General features: G+C 58.1%; 18 protein-coding genes. 7 read left to right on the forward strand and 11 right to left on the reverse strand.

Translation table 11 applies throughout. The features are described from left to right. Positions 1-66: 66 nt before the first annotated feature. Complete coding sequence (locus tag ACVVH8_RS20690) at positions 67-723, reverse strand: thiopurine S-methyltransferase (protein WP_475226027.1); 657 nt, start codon at positions 721-723, stop codon at positions 67-69. Between the two features lie 102 nt (positions 724-825). On the opposite strand from ACVVH8_RS20690, the gene ACVVH8_RS20695 reads away from it, so the two are divergent. After that, positions 826-1,593: a DODA-type extradiol aromatic ring-opening family dioxygenase gene (locus ACVVH8_RS20695; RefSeq protein ID WP_475226029.1), complete on the forward strand. Its 768-nt coding sequence runs from the start codon at positions 826-828 to the stop codon at positions 1,591-1,593. 117 nt (positions 1,594-1,710) lie between these two features. On the opposite strand, the gene ACVVH8_RS20700 is transcribed toward ACVVH8_RS20695, so the two are convergent. Next, positions 1,711-3,384, reverse strand: coding sequence for a DEAD/DEAH box helicase (locus ACVVH8_RS20700; protein WP_103304750.1), 1,674 nt, complete (start codon positions 3,382-3,384; stop codon positions 1,711-1,713). Positions 3,385-3,807: 423 nt separating this feature from the next. Here ACVVH8_RS20700 and ACVVH8_RS20705 point away from each other — a divergent pair, with 423 nt between their 5' ends. Continuing rightward, positions 3,808-4,599 (forward strand): crotonase/enoyl-CoA hydratase family protein, encoded by a 792-nt coding sequence (locus ACVVH8_RS20705; RefSeq protein ID WP_213026202.1) that lies wholly within the window; start codon positions 3,808-3,810, stop codon positions 4,597-4,599. Between the two features lie 127 nt (positions 4,600-4,726). On the opposite strand, the gene ACVVH8_RS20710 is transcribed toward ACVVH8_RS20705, so the two are convergent. Beyond that, positions 4,727-5,482, reverse strand: coding sequence for a spermidine synthase (locus ACVVH8_RS20710; protein ID WP_103304748.1), 756 nt, complete (start codon positions 5,480-5,482; stop codon positions 4,727-4,729). A gap of 151 nt (positions 5,483-5,633) precedes the next feature. On the opposite strand from ACVVH8_RS20710, the gene ACVVH8_RS20715 reads away from it, so the two are divergent. Next, positions 5,634-6,980: a class II 3-deoxy-7-phosphoheptulonate synthase gene (locus ACVVH8_RS20715; protein WP_103304747.1), complete on the forward strand. Its 1,347-nt coding sequence runs from the start codon at positions 5,634-5,636 to the stop codon at positions 6,978-6,980. 132 nt (positions 6,981-7,112) lie between these two features. Here ACVVH8_RS20715 and ACVVH8_RS20720 read toward each other — a convergent pair whose 3' ends face one another. Further along, a complete protein-coding gene (locus ACVVH8_RS20720) occupies positions 7,113-8,339 on the reverse strand; it encodes a winged helix-turn-helix domain-containing protein (RefSeq protein ID WP_475226032.1) in 1,227 nt (408 codons plus the stop codon). A 64-nt stretch (positions 8,340-8,403) separates the two neighbouring features. After that, a complete protein-coding gene (locus ACVVH8_RS20725) occupies positions 8,404-8,625 on the reverse strand; it encodes a DUF1127 domain-containing protein (protein ID WP_103304745.1) in 222 nt (73 codons plus the stop codon). Between the two features lie 97 nt (positions 8,626-8,722). Between ACVVH8_RS20725 and ACVVH8_RS20730 the strand changes: the two genes are divergently transcribed. Further along, positions 8,723-9,577, forward strand: coding sequence for a LysR substrate-binding domain-containing protein (locus ACVVH8_RS20730; protein WP_177431414.1), 855 nt, complete (start codon positions 8,723-8,725; stop codon positions 9,575-9,577). On the opposite strand, the gene ACVVH8_RS20735 is transcribed toward ACVVH8_RS20730, so the two are convergent. Beyond that, on the reverse strand, positions 9,567-10,316 hold the full coding sequence (locus tag ACVVH8_RS20735) for a sulfite exporter TauE/SafE family protein (RefSeq protein ID WP_177431413.1): 750 nt from the start codon (positions 10,314-10,316) through the stop codon (positions 9,567-9,569). The two genes, ACVVH8_RS20730 and ACVVH8_RS20735, sit on opposite strands and share 11 nt — an antisense overlap. Before the next feature lie 110 nt (positions 10,317-10,426). Here ACVVH8_RS20735 and ACVVH8_RS20740 point away from each other — a divergent pair, with 110 nt between their 5' ends. From ACVVH8_RS20740 to ACVVH8_RS20750, 3 genes are all read left to right on the forward strand, one after another. Then, positions 10,427-11,383 carry a LysR family transcriptional regulator gene (locus ACVVH8_RS20740; protein ID WP_213026204.1) on the forward strand — a complete coding sequence of 319 codons (957 nt, stop codon included), beginning with the start codon at positions 10,427-10,429 and terminating at the stop codon, positions 11,381-11,383. Between the two features lie 72 nt (positions 11,384-11,455). Next, a complete protein-coding gene (locus ACVVH8_RS20745) occupies positions 11,456-11,911 on the forward strand; it encodes a MarR family winged helix-turn-helix transcriptional regulator (RefSeq protein ID WP_475226034.1) in 456 nt (151 codons plus the stop codon). Positions 11,912-12,270: 359 nt separating this feature from the next. Continuing rightward, positions 12,271-12,690: an organic hydroperoxide resistance protein gene (locus ACVVH8_RS20750; protein ID WP_007964807.1), complete on the forward strand. Its 420-nt coding sequence runs from the start codon at positions 12,271-12,273 to the stop codon at positions 12,688-12,690. Positions 12,691-12,866: 176 nt separating this feature from the next. On the opposite strand, the gene ACVVH8_RS20755 is transcribed toward ACVVH8_RS20750, so the two are convergent. The 5 genes from ACVVH8_RS20755 to ACVVH8_RS20775 all read right to left on the reverse strand — a co-directional run bounded on the left by ACVVH8_RS20755 (position 12,867) and on the right by ACVVH8_RS20775 (position 17,358). Further along, complete coding sequence (locus ACVVH8_RS20755; RefSeq protein WP_025113141.1) at positions 12,867-13,436, reverse strand: elongation factor P; 570 nt, start codon at positions 13,434-13,436, stop codon at positions 12,867-12,869. Positions 13,437-13,754: 318 nt separating this feature from the next. Further along, complete coding sequence (locus ACVVH8_RS20760) at positions 13,755-14,693, reverse strand: STM4504/CBY_0614 family protein (RefSeq protein WP_475226036.1); 939 nt, start codon at positions 14,691-14,693, stop codon at positions 13,755-13,757. Between the two features lie 51 nt (positions 14,694-14,744). After that, positions 14,745-14,966: a gp19.5 family protein gene (locus ACVVH8_RS20765; protein ID WP_475226039.1), complete on the reverse strand. Its 222-nt coding sequence runs from the start codon at positions 14,964-14,966 to the stop codon at positions 14,745-14,747. A gap of 185 nt (positions 14,967-15,151) precedes the next feature. Continuing rightward, positions 15,152-16,903 carry a phage terminase large subunit gene (gene terL / locus ACVVH8_RS20770; protein ID WP_475226042.1) on the reverse strand — a complete coding sequence of 584 codons (1,752 nt, stop codon included), beginning with the start codon at positions 16,901-16,903 and terminating at the stop codon, positions 15,152-15,154. Then, positions 16,900-17,358, reverse strand: a complete 459-nt coding sequence (locus ACVVH8_RS20775; RefSeq protein ID WP_475226045.1) for a lysis system spanin subunit — start codon at positions 17,356-17,358, stop codon at positions 16,900-16,902. The genes terL and ACVVH8_RS20775 overlap by 4 nt, the downstream gene beginning before the upstream one ends. Positions 17,359-17,367 lie beyond the last annotated feature (9 nt).

Raw genomic sequence — 17,367 nt, forward strand, 5'->3', positions numbered from 1 at the left:
CGATACACCACAGATCACTGTGGGAGCTGGCTTGCCAGCGATGGGGCCGGCAATTCCAGTAAAATTCTACCGCCCGGAAACCCGATAAACCCGCTCCTCCAGCCGCGTCACGCCAGCCTGCAAGAACTTCCAGCTCTCGCCCAGCACATCCTGATCTTCCAGCTTCTGGACCTGCCAGTCATTCCCCAGCAAGCGCTGCGCCTCAGCATCCGGCACGGCAAACGGTGGCCCGGGCATCTGCGCCTGATCGTAGTCCAGCGTAATCAGCAAACCCTGCAAGCCTTCCGGCAAGATACTCAGCAAATGCGCCGCGTATTGCTCACGCATCGCTGGCGGCAACGCGATCAACGCGGCGCGGTCGTACAGCGCCGTGCAATCAGCGACATCCTCGGCCTTTAACGCAAAGACATCACCGCACCACAACTCGATAGCTCCCGCGCGATAGACCTTGAACGCGCCGTCTTCGCTGACTTCAGGTTGCAAATGCTGCTCGCTGAAAAAATCCTCGACGGCCTTTTCCGACAGTTCGATGCCCAGCACCTGATGGCCGCGCCCGGCCAGCCACAGCAAATCCAGACTTTTCCCACACAACGGCACCAGCACGCGAGCCTGCGCTGCAACCGCCAGATCCGGCCAGTGCCGCTGCAAATACGGGTTGACCTCGGGCTGATGAAAGCCGATCTGGTTCGATTCCCACTTCTTGTGCCAAAACTCAGGCTGCATGTATCACTCCCAAAAAATCGATCAAAAAGCGTTAAAACTTATATTAGATTTAGATCAATGATCTGACTGAAGATGGGCCATCTTAACGCTCAGGAACCCATCATGTTTCCCAGCCTGTTTATTTCTCATGGTTCACCCATGCTTGCGCTGGAACCCGGCGCCAGCGGCCCGGCATTGACGCGACTGGCTGCCGAACTGCCCAGGCCGAAAGCCATCGTGATTGTCTCCGCACACTGGGAGAGCCACGAACTATTGGTCAGCAGCCATCCGCAACCCGAGACCTGGCACGATTTCGGCGGCTTCCCCCGGGCACTGTTCGAAGTGCAGTACCCGGCGCCGGGTGATCCACAACTGGCTGCTGAAGTCGCCCATCTGCTGAGCGCCAGCAACCTGCCGGCACGTCTTGATCCGCAACGACCGTTCGATCACGGCGTGTGGGTGCCGTTGTCGCTGATGTACCCGCAGGCGGATATTCCGGTGGTACAGGTTTCGCTGCCGAGTCGCGGTGGCCCCGCGCTGCAAACCCGGGTTGGCCGTGCGTTGGCCGGCCTGCGCGAACAAGGGATTCTGCTGATCGGGTCCGGCAGCATCACCCATAATCTGCGCGAGCTGGACTGGCACGCCGGTCCAGAGAGCGTCGAGCCGTGGGCGCGGGACTTCCGTGACTGGGTGATCGACAAGCTTGCGGCCGATGACGAAGCAGCCCTGCATGATTACCGCCAGCAGGCACCAAATGCAGTGCGTAGCCATCCGAGTGATGAGCATTTGTTGCCGTTGTATTTTGCGCGGGGTGCGGGAGGCGAGTTCAGCGTGGCGCATACAGGCTTCACCATGGGTGCGCTGGGCATGGATATTTATCGTTTCGGCTAACGCGATCGCTGGCAAACCAGCTCCCACAGGGTTTTGTATAAACCCAAACAGCAGGCAAAAAAAATCCCCGAACCAGTCGGGGATTTTTTATGTTCGATCAATCAGCCCAAGGGCCGATCAATCTTCGCGATAGCGACGCAGCTTCAACTGCTTGCCAGCAACGCGAGTGTCCTTCAGCTTGGTCAGGAGTTTGTCCAGACCATCTTCCGGCAGCTCGACAAGGCTGAAGCTGTCACGCACCTGGATGCGACCGATCGCTTCACGGGCCAGACCGCCTTCGTTGAGGATGGCGCCCAGCAGGTTTTTCGCAGCGATACCGTCACGCGCACCCAGCGCGGTACGGCAACGAGCACGACCTTCGCCCAAAGGCATTGGCGCACGACGCTCGCGATCACCACGATCCGGACGATCACCGGAACGCTCAGGACGGTCGCCACGCGGTGCGTTGTTCGGCACCAGTGGACGCTCCTTCTCGATCGCTGCCAGGTTCAGCGCTTGACCGTTGGTAGCCTTGCGCAGCAGCGCAGCAGCCAGAGCACGCGGCGAGCAGCCGATGTCAGCGGTCAGACGATCGAGCAACTCACCGTGAGTCGATTCGGCATCAGCAACCAGCGGCGACAGGCTGTTGGTCAGCTTCTTGATGCGCGCATCGAGAACGGCCTGAGCGTCCGGCAGGCGAACTTCAGCAACCTTCTGACCGGTTACACGCTCGATCACTTGCAGCATGCGGCGCTCACGCGGAGTCACCAGCAGCAGTGCTCGACCTTCGCGACCGGCACGGCCGGTACGGCCGATACGGTGCACGTAGGACTCAGGATCGTACGGCATGTCCACGTTGAACACGTGAGTGATACGCGGAACGTCCAGACCACGAGCAGCTACGTCGGTCGCCACAACAATGTCCAGACGGCCATCTTTCAGCGAGTCGATGACGCGCTCACGCTGGTTCTGGGCGATGTCACCGTTCAGCGCAGCGGCTTTGTAGCCTTTGGCGTCGAGGGCACTGGCCAGGTCCAGAGTTGCTTGCTTGGTGCGCACGAACATGATCAGCGCGTCGAAGTCTTCCACTTCCAGCAAGCTGAGAACGGCCGAAGTCTTCTGGTCAGCGTGAACCAACAGGTGAGCCTGTTCGATCGCGGTAACGGTTTGAGTCTTGGTCTGGATCTTGACGTGTTGCGGATCGCGCAGGTGGCGTTCGGCAATGGCGCGGATCGACTGCGGCAGGGTAGCCGAGAACAAAACGGTCTGACGGGTCGCTGGCAGAGCCTTGAAGATGACTTCCAGGTCATCCATGAAGCCGAGCTTCAACATTTCGTCAGCTTCGTCGAGAACCAGGTGGTTCACGGTCGACAGGACTTTCTCGTCGCGACGCAGGTGGTCACACAGACGACCCGGAGTGGCGACAACAATCTGTGCGCCGTTACGGATAGCCTTGAGCTGCGGGCCCATCGGCGCGCCGCCGTAAACGGCGACAACGGTAACGCCTGGCATTTGCTTGGCGTAGGTTTCAAAAGCGGTTGCTACTTGCAGCGCCAACTCTCGGGTTGGCGCCAGGATCAGGGCTTGCGGTTCGCGCTTGGCAGGATCGATGCGGTGCAGAATAGGCAGTGCGAACGCGGCGGTTTTACCGGTACCGGTTTGCGCCTGGCCAATCATGTCCTGGCCGGCCATGATGATCGGGATCGATTGCTGCTGAATCGCCGAAGGCTCTTCGTAGCCGGTCGCTGCGACGGCTGCAAGAATATTCGGGTTAAGATTAAAAGCGGCGAATCCGCCGGTTTCCTGGGTCATGGGTCTGCCTCTAAGTGCATCCGCAAAGACCCATGCTCCAAAGCTGCGCATGCCGTGTTGAGACTCAAGAGTCGCCCTGGCAGCTTTGTCGGCGGGGATTTGCGAAAACGTATGAATGAAAAAAAGAATCGTCCGGGAAGAGCCCGCAATGCGGACGTGCAGCCGAAGCTGACTTCGGGAAATTGCGCTACCTAAACGCGGCCCGGTTAAAGGCCGGCGCGCACTATACCGGATTTTGCCCAAAAAGGGAGCTTTTTTTATCGTCTGAATGCGTGTGTCACCGCTGTGTAACGGGGTTTTGCGCATAATCGTGCGAAGGTCTATTTTTCAAAGGCCCCGCCCTGCGGGTGATGACGCTTAAACGATTCACCGATGTGCGGCATACCGTCGCTGCACCCGCCCTTCCCGCCCGAGGATTTATCCATGAATCAGCCCTGCCCCGGCCGCGTCAGCCGTGAACGTCGTGGTCATGTCCATCTGATCGGTCTGGACCGAGCGGCCAAACGCAATGCTTTCGACCTCGACCTGCTCAATGACCTGAGCCTGGCCTATGGCGAGTTCGAGGCCGACAGCGAGGCGCGGGTAGCGGTGGTGTTCGGCCATGGCGAGCACTTTACCGCCGGCCTGGATCTGGTGAATGCCAGCACCGCACTTGCTCAAGGCTGGCAGGTTCCGACCGGCGGTTGCGATCCGTGGGGTGTTTTCGTCGGGCCACGGGTGAGCAAACCGGTGATTGTTGCGGCGCAGGGTTACTGCCTGACCATCGGCATCGAGCTGATGCTCGCCGCCGACATCAACCTGTGTGCCAGCAATACCCGCTTCGCACAAATGGAAGTACAGCGTGGGATCTTTCCTTTTGGTGGCGCGACTTTACGCTTTCATCAAGTGGCGGGATGGGGCAATGCCATGCGCTGGTTGCTGACCGGGGATGAGTTCGACGCGCACGATGCGTTGCGACTGGGCCTGGTGCAGGAGGTGATGGCCAGCGAGGACTTGCTGCCACGGGCGGTTGAACTGGCCGAGCGCATTGCGCGCCAGGCACCGCTGGGCGTGCAGGCGACGCTGATGTCGGCGCGACAGGCGCGTTATGAGGGCGAGACGGCGGCGGCGCAGGCGTTACCGGCGCTGGTGAAGAGGTTGCTGGGCAGTGAGGATGCCAAGGAAGGAGTGCGCTCGTTGGTGGAGCGGCGCCCGGGCATCTTCAAAGGGATCTGAAAAATGTTGTGACTATCAGGACGCCTTCGCGGGCAAGCCCGCTCCCACAGTGACCGAGTTGTTCACACATTTTGTGTACGGCGCGAACTCTGTGGGGCTTGCCAGCGAAGGGGGCATTATTGGCGACTCAAGTCGCCGGGCGAATCGCCTTGATCAACGACTGCAACGAATAACCCAACTGCGGCGCCAGCGCCTCGGCCCGGGCGGTCAACGCCTGCATGTCCAGTGCCTGATCCAGATCCGCCGGTACAATCAGAATCACATTGCCCTCCTTCACCGGCAGCTCCCAGTAATGCCGGTGATAGAGCCCGCGCAACAACGCGGCACCGAGCGGCTTGCCGTCATCCGTGGCCCATTGATTGATCACCAGCCAGCCACCCGGATTCAGGCGCTTCTGGCAATCGCCGAGAAAGCTCCAGGCCAGATGCCCGACTCCCGGGCCGACGTCGGTGTACAGGTCGACGAAGATCAGATCCGCTGGCTCCGCCGTCGGCAGCAGCTCCAGCGCATCGCCGACGCGGATGTACAGGCGCGGATCGTCATCCAGCCCAAGGTATTCGATGGCCAGACGCGGCACGTCGGGACGCAACTCGATGGCTTCGACATCTTCCAGCGGCAGAAACCTGAGGCAGGCCTGCGTCAGCGTACCGGCACCCAGCCCGAGGAACAGCGCACTCTCCGGTTGTTCATGACACAACGCACCAATCAGCATCGCCCGGGTGTAGTCGTACTCCAGCCAGCTCGGGTCGGCGGTGAACACGCAGCTCTGCTCGATGGCATCGCCGAACTCCAGAAAGCGGTAATCGGCCACTTCCAGCACGCGAATCACGCCGAACTCATCCTGTACTTCGGCGAGCAATAGCTCGACGCGCTCCTCAGTCATTTCGTCTCCTGGTGGTCACCGGGCGCGGTGACGCGATGACGCCGCTATGGCGCCGTGGCAAAGCGGCAATTGTCGGCGATGGGGCAGGAACAGGTCACGCACTAATTTGCTGATACCATGGCCTTCCGTGCGTAGAAAACTCGAGACCGTGATGAGCCAACCGTGGAGCCCTGACAGCTGGCGTGCCCTGCCGATCCAGCAACAACCCCAATACCCCGACGCCGCGCATCTGCGCCAAGTCGAGCAAACCCTGGCCAGCTACCCGCCATTGGTGTTTGCCGGCGAGGCGCGTGAACTGCGCCGTCAGTTTGCCGAAGTGACTCAGGGCCGGGCGTTTCTGCTGCAGGGCGGCGATTGCGCGGAAAGCTTCGCCGAATTCTCCGCAGCAAAGATTCGCGACACCTTTAAAGTGTTGCTGCAAATGGCGATTGTCATGACCTTCGCTGCCGGTTGCCCGGTGGTCAAGGTCGGGCGCATGGCCGGTCAATTCGCCAAACCACGTTCGGCCAATGACGAGACCATCGATGGCGTGACCCTGCCCGCCTATCGTGGCGACATCGTCAACGGTATCGGCTTCGACGAAAAGAGCCGCGTACCGGATCCCGAGCGTCTGCTGCAGTCCTATCACCAGTCCACCGCGACGCTGAACCTCTTGCGCGCCTTCGCTCAGGGCGGCTTTGCCGATCTGCATCAAGTGCACAAGTGGAACCTCGATTTCATCGCCAACTCGGCGCTGGCCGAGAAGTACAGCCACCTCGCCGACCGCATCGATGAAACCCTGGCGTTCATGCGCGCCTGCGGCATGGACAGCTCGCCGCAACTGCGCGAAACCAGTTTCTTCACCGCCCACGAAGCGCTGCTGCTGAACTACGAAGAAGCCTTTGTGCGCCGCGACAGCCTGACCAACGATTACTACGATTGCTCGGCGCACATGCTGTGGATCGGCGACCGCACCCGTCAGCTCGACGGCGCTCACGTCGAATTCCTGCGTGGGGTCAACAACCCGATCGGCGTCAAAGTCGGCCCGAGCATGAACCCCGACGATCTGATTCGCCTGATCGATGTGCTCAATCCCAGCAACGATCCTGGGCGTCTGAACCTGATCGCACGGATGGGCGCGAACAAGGTGGGCGATCACCTGCCAGCACTGATTCGCGCCGTGCAGCGTGAAGGCAAGCAAGTGCTGTGGAGCTCCGACCCGATGCACGGCAACACCATCAAGGCCAGCAGCGGCTACAAGACTCGCGACTTTGCGCAGATCCTCGGCGAGGTGAAGCAGTTCTTCCAGGTGCACGAAGCGGAAGGCACTTATGCCGGCGGGATCCACATCGAAATGACCGGACAGAACGTCACCGAGTGCATTGGTGGAGCGCGACCGATTACTGAAGATGGTTTGTCGGATCGCTATCACACCCACTGCGATCCGCGGATGAATGCCGATCAGTCGCTGGAACTGGCATTCCTGATTGCTGAAACCCTGAAGCAAGTCCGCCGCTGAGGTTGGACATCTTTATCGCCTGACCTGACCCCATCGCTGGCAAGCCAGGCTCCCACAGGATTTGCGTCGTACACAGATTCTGTGACCGAACCGATCACTGTGGGAGCCTGGCTTGCCAGCGATGGCGTCCGCTCAGTCGCTCCCGATCTGCGTCAATGCCACCCGCAACCGCCCCGCACTCTCGCGCTGACAATTCAACTGCACCCGCTCAAGCCCCAACCAACTCGCCATCTGCCGCAAATTCACGGCCAACGCCAGCATCCCCTCCTCATCCAGCCCCGACTCCTCCTCATGCACCGCATGTACCGCCAACCGTCCCGACGCCCGCTCGGCGCGCAAATCCACTCGCGCCGCAATCCGCTCATTGTGCAGAAACGGCAACACGTAATAGCCGTAAACCCGCTTGTCCTGCGGCGTGTAGATCTCCAGCCGATAGCGAAAATCAAACAATCGCTCAGTGCGGCTGCGCTCCCAGATCAGTGAGTCAAACGGCGACAACAGCGCACTGGCCGTGACCTTGCGCGGGACCTTGGGCTCCGGCAGGCAATAGGCGATCTGTCGCCAGTCGGCGACCTCGCACAGCAACAACTGCCCGGCCTCGACCAACTCGGCCAGACGCGGACGCGCGTCAGCCGGACTCAAACGGAAGTAATCGCGCAGATCCTTTTCCGTGCCAACCCCCAACGCCTCAGCCGCATGCACTAACAGTCCACGCTGCGCCTCGGCCTCATCCGGCAATGTCTGCTGCAGGATCGTGGAAGGAATCACCCGCTCCGGCAAATCGTACAAACGCTCAAACCCACGGCGCCCGGCCACGGTCACTTCACCGGCGGCAAACAGCCACTCCAGCGCATGCTTTTCTGCGCTCCAGTCCCACCATTGCCCGGGCTTGTCTTCACGGGTCGACAAACTGCCCGCACCCACTGCGCCGCGCTCTTCGACCGCACTCAACACCCGGCGAACAACATCCTGCTGCTCCAGACCAAACTTTGCCAATTGCTGATAGATGCCTCTGCCATGTCTGGCTCGCTGCATGCGCCAGTTCATCAACGGATACATCGACAACGGCAACAGCGACGCTTCGTGGCCCCAATATTCAAACAAGGTGCGACGTCGCCCCGAACTCCAGGCAGCCTGGTCGAGCAATTCGGAAGAATAGGAGCCCAGACGGGAAAACAGCGGCAGGTAGTGCGAGCGCACCACAGCGTTGACGGAGTCGATTTGCAGCAGGCCCAGCCGTTCGATCAGCCGGTTGACGTGCGTTGCCTTGACGGTCGGCGGCTGGCGCCCGTTGAACCCTTGGGCAGCCAGCGCCAGACGTCGAGCCTGTTTGAGGGAAAAGGACAGTGTCGCGGGCATGAGCATCTCCTTGTCTGCTCGCAACCTACCTCAGTCCAGAAGGTTTTGTGTAGCGATGGCCTCATCATTTGTGCATCGGATCATCCCAGAATGGCCGAACCGACTCGTGCTCGACGTCGGCACGACTGACCCCGATGTCCTTCAACGCTTCGTCGCTCAGACTGGCGAGCATCTCGCGTTCGCGGTGAAGTTCGTACCAGCGGCTAAACTTGTGCAGCAAGTCGGAAACCATATGGCCATGGCCGGAAAATTTTTCTTCGTCTACATACTCTCTTTGACCTTTCATCGTGTTGACCTCCGTTGTGGATGGCTCAAGTCTCGCGCCAGCGCTAAGATCAATCCAACGAATGTTTCTGATGGCATGCATCACGGAGATTCATCAATTGTCGGCCTACCCCAGTATCGATACCGATGTCTTGCGCACCTTTGTGGCGATTGCCGATCAGGGCGGTTTCACCCGCGCCGGTGAAATGGTCAACCGCACCCAATCGGCGGTGAGCATGCAGATGAAGCGTCTGGAAGAAGACGTGTTGCAGCGCCAATTGTTTGAACGCGACGGGCGTCAGGTGCGCCTGACCGCTGAAGGCCAGGTGCTGCTGGGATACGCGCGACGCATCCTCAAGCTGCACAGCGAAGTGTTCAACACCCTGCGCGAACCGCACATGGTCGGCACCGTGAAGATCGGTACGCCGGATGATTACGTGATGCGCTTTCTGCCGGGGATCTTGTCGCGATTTGCGCAGTTCTATCCGCTGATCCAGATCGAAGTGCATTGCGAATCGACCAAACAGTTGTTGCAGCGTACCGATCTGGACCTGTCGATTGTCACCCGCGAACCGGGCAACGAGATTGGCCAGTTGCTGCGCAAGGAGCGCTTCGTCTGGGCCGAGGCGCAAAACTTCAGCGCCCACGAGCAGACGCCGTTGCCCTTGGCGATGTTCAACAGTGACTGTTTCTGCCGCTTGTGGGCCTGCAATGCGCTGGACGCCATGGGCCGCGAATACCGCATCGCCTACAACAGCACCAGCCTTTCGGCGCTGATGGCGGTGGTGAGCGCGGGTCTGGCGATCACCGCGCAACTGGAAAGCCTGATCACCCCGGACATGCGCATTCTCGGCGCCGATGAAGATCTGCCACTGCTGCCCGAGGCCAGCATCATGCTGATCCGCAACCTGAACAATCCGTCGCCGATCACCGAATGCCTAGCCGAGCACATCGTCGAAGGTTTCAAACTTTAAACGCGAGCATCACTGCACACAGCACCAGAAACCCGCAGAACAGCCCACGCAAAAGTTTTTCCGGCATCGCGTGGGCGACTTTCACACCCCAACTGATGCTGGCCAGGCCGCCGATGGCCAGCGGCAGGCCGATCATCCAGTCCACTTCGTGATGCACCGCGTAGGTCACCAACGTCACCCCGGTGCTCGGCAGTGCCAGCGCCAGCGACAGACCTTGGGCAACGACTTGGCTGGTGCCGAACAGGCTGGTCAAGACTGGCGTCGCGACCACTGCCCCACCAACACCGAACAACCCGCCCATGGTTCCCGACGCCGCGCCGAGAACACCCAGCCACGGCCACGAATAACGCATCTCGGAGGTCGGTGCCGGGCGCTTGCCGAACATTTTCAGCAGGTTGTAGGCCGACAGCACAACGAGAAACGCGACAAATCCGATGCGCATGGTTTGCGCATCGATACCCACAGCCCAGATCGAACCGATCCACGCAAAGCAGAATCCCATCGACGCCAACGGCAACGCATGACGCAATTCAATACGATTGCGTTGGTGATAACGCCACAGCGCCAGCATCACGTTTGGCACCACCATCACCAGCGCCGTGCCTTGGGCAATCTGCTGATCGAGCCCGAACCACACGCCGAGCAGTGGAATGGCGATCAAGCCACCACCGATGCCGAAGATGCCACCGAGTGTGCCAAGGGCGGCGCCGAAAACCAGATACAACAAAAACTCCATCACAGCCGAATTCCTCTTACGTCAGGCGATTCATCCTACGCAGTCACGGCTGGTGGGGAAACGCACAGCAACGCACAATGGCTGTGCCGAATTCGCACAAGCATTGAAATGACATGAATCCCAATCAATTGACCGAACAACTCGGGCTGTTTCTCGATGTGCTGGAAAGCGGCAGTTTTTCCGCAGCGTCTCGTCGCCATCCGTTGACGCCTTCGGCGGTCGCGCGGCGCATCGATAGCCTGGAAAATGCTGTCGGCAGCCAGCTATTTATTCGCAGCACCCACGCGGTACTGGCCACGCCTGCGGGGCTCGCGTTTGCCGAGCGGGCACGGCGGATCGTCGCCGAGTTGCAACTGGCCCGAGCCGAAGCGGTTTCCCTGAGCAATGCGCCGGAAGGCTTGATTCGCATCGATGCCCCGGCAGCGTTCGGACGCAGACACCTGGCACCGGTGATTGCCGATTTTCTGGTTTTGTATCCGGGATTGGACGTGCAGTTGCATCTGATCGACAGCTTTGTCGACATGCACGGCTCGAATCTGGGCAAGGTCGATCTGGTGTTGCGCGCCGGTCAACTGGCCGACACTCGATTGGTTGCCACGCCACTGGCGAGCATGGTGCGCATCGCCTGCGCGAGTCCTGACTATCTCAAACATCGCGGTGTACCCAGCCATCCCGCGCAATTGAGTGAACACGACGGTCTGGACTGGGACGGCCTCGCCCCGCCCTTCGCTTGGCGTTTCGAGCTGGATGGCCAGATGCAACTGCACCGTCCGGCCCGCATCCGCATGAGCGCCAATAATGCCGAAGCCTTGGTCTGCGGCGCGTTGGCGGGGCTGGGGATTGCGCATCTGCCGACCTGGTTGGCCAGTGAATATCTGCTGCGTGGCGAACTGCTGCCGCTGTTTTGCGAAAACGGCCTGCCGAAACCAGAGACCACCGGGATCTATGCGTTGCGGATGGAACAGCAGACGAATTCGCGCAGCCGCTTGCTGCTGGAGTATCTGAAAACCCGCTTTAGCCCGGTTCCGCCGTGGGATCTGGCGTTACAGCGGGATTTTGGCCGGCACTAGCCCCAGATAATTGTCTGGCGCATTAAACATTCGGGCGCTAGATTCATGCCCATCACCGATCAAGGCTTTGACATGACTTCCGAACGCGACACCTGCGATGACTTGCTCCTGGACAACCAGGCCTGCTTCGCCTTGCATTCCACTTCGCTGATGATGACCAAAGTCTACAAACCGATGCTGCAAGCCATTGGCCTGACCTATCCGCAGTATCTGGCGATTATGGTGTTGTGGGAGAAAGATGGTTTGACCGTGGGAGAAATCAGCACACGACTGCTGACGGATCCGGGATCACTGACACCACTGCTCAAGCGCCTGGAAGGCGAAGGTTTGCTCAGCCGGACCCGCAGCCGCGAGGATGAGCGAGTGGTGATTGTCGAATTGACTGAACAGGGCCGCGCTTTGCAAACCAAAGCCCGAAGCATCCCGCAATGCATTCTCGGTGCCAGCGGCTTCACGATCGAGCGTTTGCAAAACCTGCAATCAGAACTGCAAGCCCTGCGCAGCCACCTGCAAGACAGTCTGGTCTGAGCCCTCAATTCCAGTTGCCCTACAAAAACCTGTGGGAGCCGGGCTTGCCCGCGATGGCGTCCTGTCAGCCGTCATGATTTCGACTGACACGCCGTTATCGCGAGCAAGCCCGGCTGCCACAGGGTCCTCATTTGCTGATGAATGCTTGTCCGACTGAATTTTTTTACAGTCAGCCTCCTTTCCGTACAGCGCTCTAGATCAATGCTTGCAGTGCAGTAATGCACCACGCCGCGTCATGCATTCTCACTTTTCTCCGAAATTTATCTTGCGCGCAAAATATTAGCGAGCTACATTCAGCTCGCACTTACTTAGCGCGCAAACAATTAGCGCGACACATAACACTCTACGAGGCCCACACCATGCAAACTCTTTACACCGCAATCGCAACGTCCACTGGCGGCCGTGACGGTCGTGCGATCTCCAGCGACAACATCCTCGACGTCAAACTGGCCACCCCGAAAGAACTCGGTGGTGCTGGCGGCGCGGCGACCAACCCTGAGCAACTGTTCGCGGCTGGGTACTCGGCCTGCTTCATCGGCGCGCTGAAATTCGTTGCCAGCCAGACCAAACGTAAAATCCCGGACGATGCTTCGATCACTGCTCACGTCGGCATCGGCCAAATCCCTGGCGGCTTTGGTCTGGACATCGACCTGCACATCAGCCTGCCGGGTCTGGAACAAGCCGATGCACAGAGCCTGGTTGAAGCGGCGCATCAGGTTTGCCCGTACTCCAACGCCACCCGTGGCAACGTTGACGTGCGCCTGCACACCACCGTTTGAGATAAATGCAAAACCCCTGCTCGCGAAGGCGTTCTGTCAGACAACGCTTCATTGGATGTCACACCGCATTCGCGAGCAGGCTCGCTCCCACAGGGGATAGGTGTTGAAGGTGAAATTGCAGGCACAAAAAAGCCCGACTCAATGGTCGGGCTTTTTCTTTCCGCAAAAAGCAGTGCTTATTTGGCACGGCCTTTGTAGGAACCGCCTTCGCGGGTGTCGATCTCGATCTTGTCACCGATTTCGATGAAGTCAGCAACTTGCAGCTCGGTACCGTTGCTCAGCTTGGCTGGCTTCATGACTTTGCCGGAAGTGTCGCCGCGAGCCGAACCTTCGGTGTAGTCAACTACGCGCACGATGGTGGTCGGCAGCTCTACGGAAACCAGACGCTCTTCGAAGAACACGGCTTCGCAAACGTCGGTCATGCCTTCTTCAACGAAAGGCAGAACGCTTTCGATGTCTTCGGCGTTCAGTTCGTACATGGTGTAGTCAGTGGTGTCCATGAACGTGTAGGTGTCGCCGCTGATGAAGGACAGGGTCGCTTCTTTGCGGTCGAGGATCACGTCGTCCAGCTTGTCGTCCGCACCGTAAACGGTTTCGGTCTTGTAACCGGTCAGCAGGTTCTTCAGCTTGGTCTTCATGATCGCGCTGTTACGGCCCGACTTGGTGAATTCAGCTTTCTGAACCAGCCAAGGATCGTTGTCGATACGGATCACGGTACCGGGTTTGAGTTCTTTACCAGTTTTCATTGCGAATATCCGAATTTGGATGGGATTTACAAAAATCTAGGCCGCGTATCATATCCAATTTAGGTAAAAGTTTACATAAAAGTGGGCAATGAAGACTGAGCGGGCATCCTATCGGGATCATTGGGCGTCGTAAAGGCCCTTGTAACAGCCTTGGTGCAGGCCTTGTCGCTACCTTGTGCCCGACTACCAGAGGCGCCCGCATGTGCGCGATAAGGACCCATGCGGGCGCACGATAAGGCTCAGGCGCGAGGGTGGCACGGGGGGAGCTGTGGGCTGTAAAGACATTGAGGTGGTCATTCAGATTTTTCTGTCAGATTCTCAAGGACTGGCCCTGCGTTTTGCCTCAAGCCCCGCCAGCATGACTATTGCGGAAGCCGTTAAATGCAACCCATAGGCGACAATCTCTGGATCGACAGTCCTAATCTCTTCACCCTGGCCGTGTCCACCGTTCTTGTTTCTCAGCGTAGGTATTCCGCTGGTGAGAACATTGACCAATGCTTGGAGTTGGGCTTCGTTGTAAGCGGGCATGAGTTCAGCATCCCTGCACGCTAAGATCAACTTCGAAGCGGTGTCACCAGCACCATAGGGTTTTTGGTTGGTGGTCAATATGACCTTCATGGTGCTCTCAAAGGCCTTGAGCGCGTCGACCAATGCTTCTTCGTGGTTGCCGTGGCGGTAATGATCATATGCCCCCAAGAATTCCTCGCGTGGGCCTGAAAACTTTTCAGCATTGAGGAACCCAATGGCGGGCTTCACGACTTCTGAATGAAGAAGCTGCGAATCTATACGCACGATTCGCCAGTCAATCAATTCGTACCCTAATCCCGCCTCTTTGAATCTCTCGTTCAACTCTTCTACACATGCATCAACATGTGTGCTCGCGTTTGCTCGACCCGCATAGGTACGCGTGCGTGCCACCCCATCGGCGACTCCGTAACATAGCTCGATGGCATCAAGACATTTTTCGATGTCCGGCTCTTGGAGTAGGAAATTATGCAGCTCCGTGAGCGGGTCAGTATGATGAATCTTGACTAAGCGCTGCCGGCCGTACTCTTTCCGCAGTATCCTCACGATTTCCCTATAGGCATCTCGTGGTGGAAAGTTACTGTTGTAGCTGTCCATGTCCCCCAATAAATCTTGGATCATATAAGTCAGCTGGACTCGAAAGGTGTCAGGAAAGGCGTCATAGGTGTAGACATCATTCACTTCACCGCGTGAACGTCTTTGACGCTTAGAGTACAAATCAAACACTGCCATTCAAATCACCCAAGCCGCCTTAACCAGAGTGGCATCATAGCCGCAGCACGATCACTCAGCACAACCTTCCAGTAAAACGCACACGACCTTCCCAAAACCTTCGAAGAGGGGACCTCCCTGAGCAGCTCCAAGAGTGACAAGGAGTAAACCAAGAAATCGGTAGGTGACACGTTGGGTAGCCAGAGTGCGGATTACAGCAACACAGGTCTTCCACCGTGTATTCATCGCATAGCCCTCCTTGAGCTGTAGGGTTAGGTGGATGATAACCACCATCTATAAAGGCCCTTTAAGGCCTCTCTGTATCAGGGGGGGGCCCCCCCCCGGGGGGGGGGAATCACCTTACAAGTAACCTTAAGTCCCCTCTGCTTATAGTGGGGGTATTTGGAGGCCTTGTAGACCGGGCCTCTCAGAGGTGGCCATTTTGAAAAATAAGGGAACCCGTTAAGGTCCCCTTTGAGTTACCAACCCATATAGTTGGTGGTTGTGCCGTCTTCTTCGTACTGCATCGTTACGTCTCCCATGACCATCTGGCGATGATCCTCGAAGCCCATCAGTGGGTTTTCCATGTGGGACATCAAGAATTCTTCGAGCATCTCTGAGGCGCCCACGTCGGAATCCTTCTCCATGGCGTCAGTGAAGAACTGCACACCAATTGCTAAGGCATCAAGTCGGTCATCGTGAGCCAGTGAGCCCCGATCTTTTGTGATGCGTGTGAGCTGGTAAAAGCCGCTGTACTGCACGTCAGTCGTACCGTCGATGTTCAGGGCGGTCTCATAGTCCTTCGCTACGACATCCTCCGAGACAACGAGCTTGTGACTACCCAGCACCGGCTCCAGCACGTCGCAGATACGGAGTTCCTTTTGACCTTTAGACTTAACCTCAGTGACGGCGCAGCGGTGCGTGCGGGTCATCACAGGGGTGAACAGCTTGACGTACATGCCATCACCGAAGTTACCTTCAATGACGACCTCGTTGACCTTGAACTTCTTCCCGATGTCGGCAAGGGACTGCAAGGTCTTGTCATCGTAGCCACCACGGAATCCGCCCCAGTCCATCAGGAAGATGTAGCCGTTGAGCATATAAAGGACGGCGTAACCTGTTTCGTCCTTCCCTCGCCCGCTTGGGTCGATTACGAGAATCTTGGCTGTATATGGCGCCGAGGCATTGCCTACAGTCTCGTATCGGTGGAACCGGTCACCTTTGAGGCCCACGTTAGGAAGGCCCTTGGCTTCGTTGTTGCCGTTAGGCAGCCACTGGAAGGTGGTAGGAGCCGTGTCGAGACTGAAGCGACCAACGATGAAGTCCCGAAGCTTGAGAGGATACTTTTCGGCATCACTCAGGTTTGGGTTGAGCATGAACTGTAGGGCAAAGCCGCCCTTGCCGTATGACAGTTCCCGTTCACGCAGGTCCGTATCATCGAAGCGCACAGGGTCAGTGGGTTGCCAATACAGCGTGCCATCTGCATCCAGCTCGCCGGCAATCATCGGAGCAAGGCGATGGCCGTAACTTTCGCGATCCTTCAAGTCCTTCGGATAGCGTGCAGGCCAGATAGTCGTCACATAGCCACGCTTCTCAAGCTCGCGATACAGCGTCATTTCAGTCTGAGGCGTGCCCAGATAGATAATCGTGGAGGCATCACCCGGCTTTAGGATCGCATCGAACTCCTTCACGAGTTCGCCCAGGTGTTCACGGGCAACTTGAGTGGCTGAGTTGTTTGGAACCTCCACGTCATCCGCAATAAGGATGTCTGCACGGGAACCTGCCAGTTGGCCGGTGATACCCACAGATTTCACAGAGGGAGAGTGGTCGGGCTTAGCTGGCCCCACGTCAAAGCTCAGGGAGCTGTCACGCTGGCCGGGACCTGTCTTCAGCTCTGAAAGGAAGGGTAAGAGGTCGATGATCCTCTTGATGAAGATCGAGTTGGCATCTGCACGCTCTTTTGAAGCGGACACGATGAGGAACTTGAGTTGGGGGTTGTTCCATAACTTCCACACCACGAAGGCGCAGGTGATGAAAGACTTCCCGATGCCCCGAAAGGCTTGAAGAATAAAGCGACGCTGTTTGCCATCGCTTAACGTGCGTGCCATGTCTATCTGGCACTTGGTGGGTTTAGGGAGGTTTAGGGCGCGCCACAGGACAAACAAAAAGGCCACAAAGGACCTTTTCATTAATGCTATGTCCTGCTCGCCAGTGCGAACAGGTTTGGTCATTTAATACCACCACCTTGAAGCTCCTTTACGGCTTTCTGAAGGCCAGTTACTTGGGCGTCTGCCCGCTGGGCTTGCTCGATAAGGAATCGAGAAGTGTTGTCTGATAGCTCGGCGCGGCCATTAGGGACGGGTCCACAACTACCTGTGACTGCACACACGCGGGCGTCGGCAAGTTCGACTGACAGGCGGATACCGTCATTGCGCAGCCGATCAATAGTCCCTTGAGACAATGAAGACTTCGTAGCGAGATACGCTTGCCATTGCTGCGAGATATCTGCCAAAGCTTTTTGAGATTGCTCACGTTCTTCCTCCTGTTTTTGCCGGAAGACCAAAGCGGTCTTGTTGGCCTCGTTGAGGTGTTTCTGATCCGAGTCGCTATATCCCTTGAAGTAAATCCCGAGGAAAAGTAGACAGGCACACAGAAGCCCCAAGAGACCCTTGGTTAGGGTGTTCATGGTGGGCTC

This window comes from Pseudomonas trutticola BRTCR10, assembly GCF_056155105.1.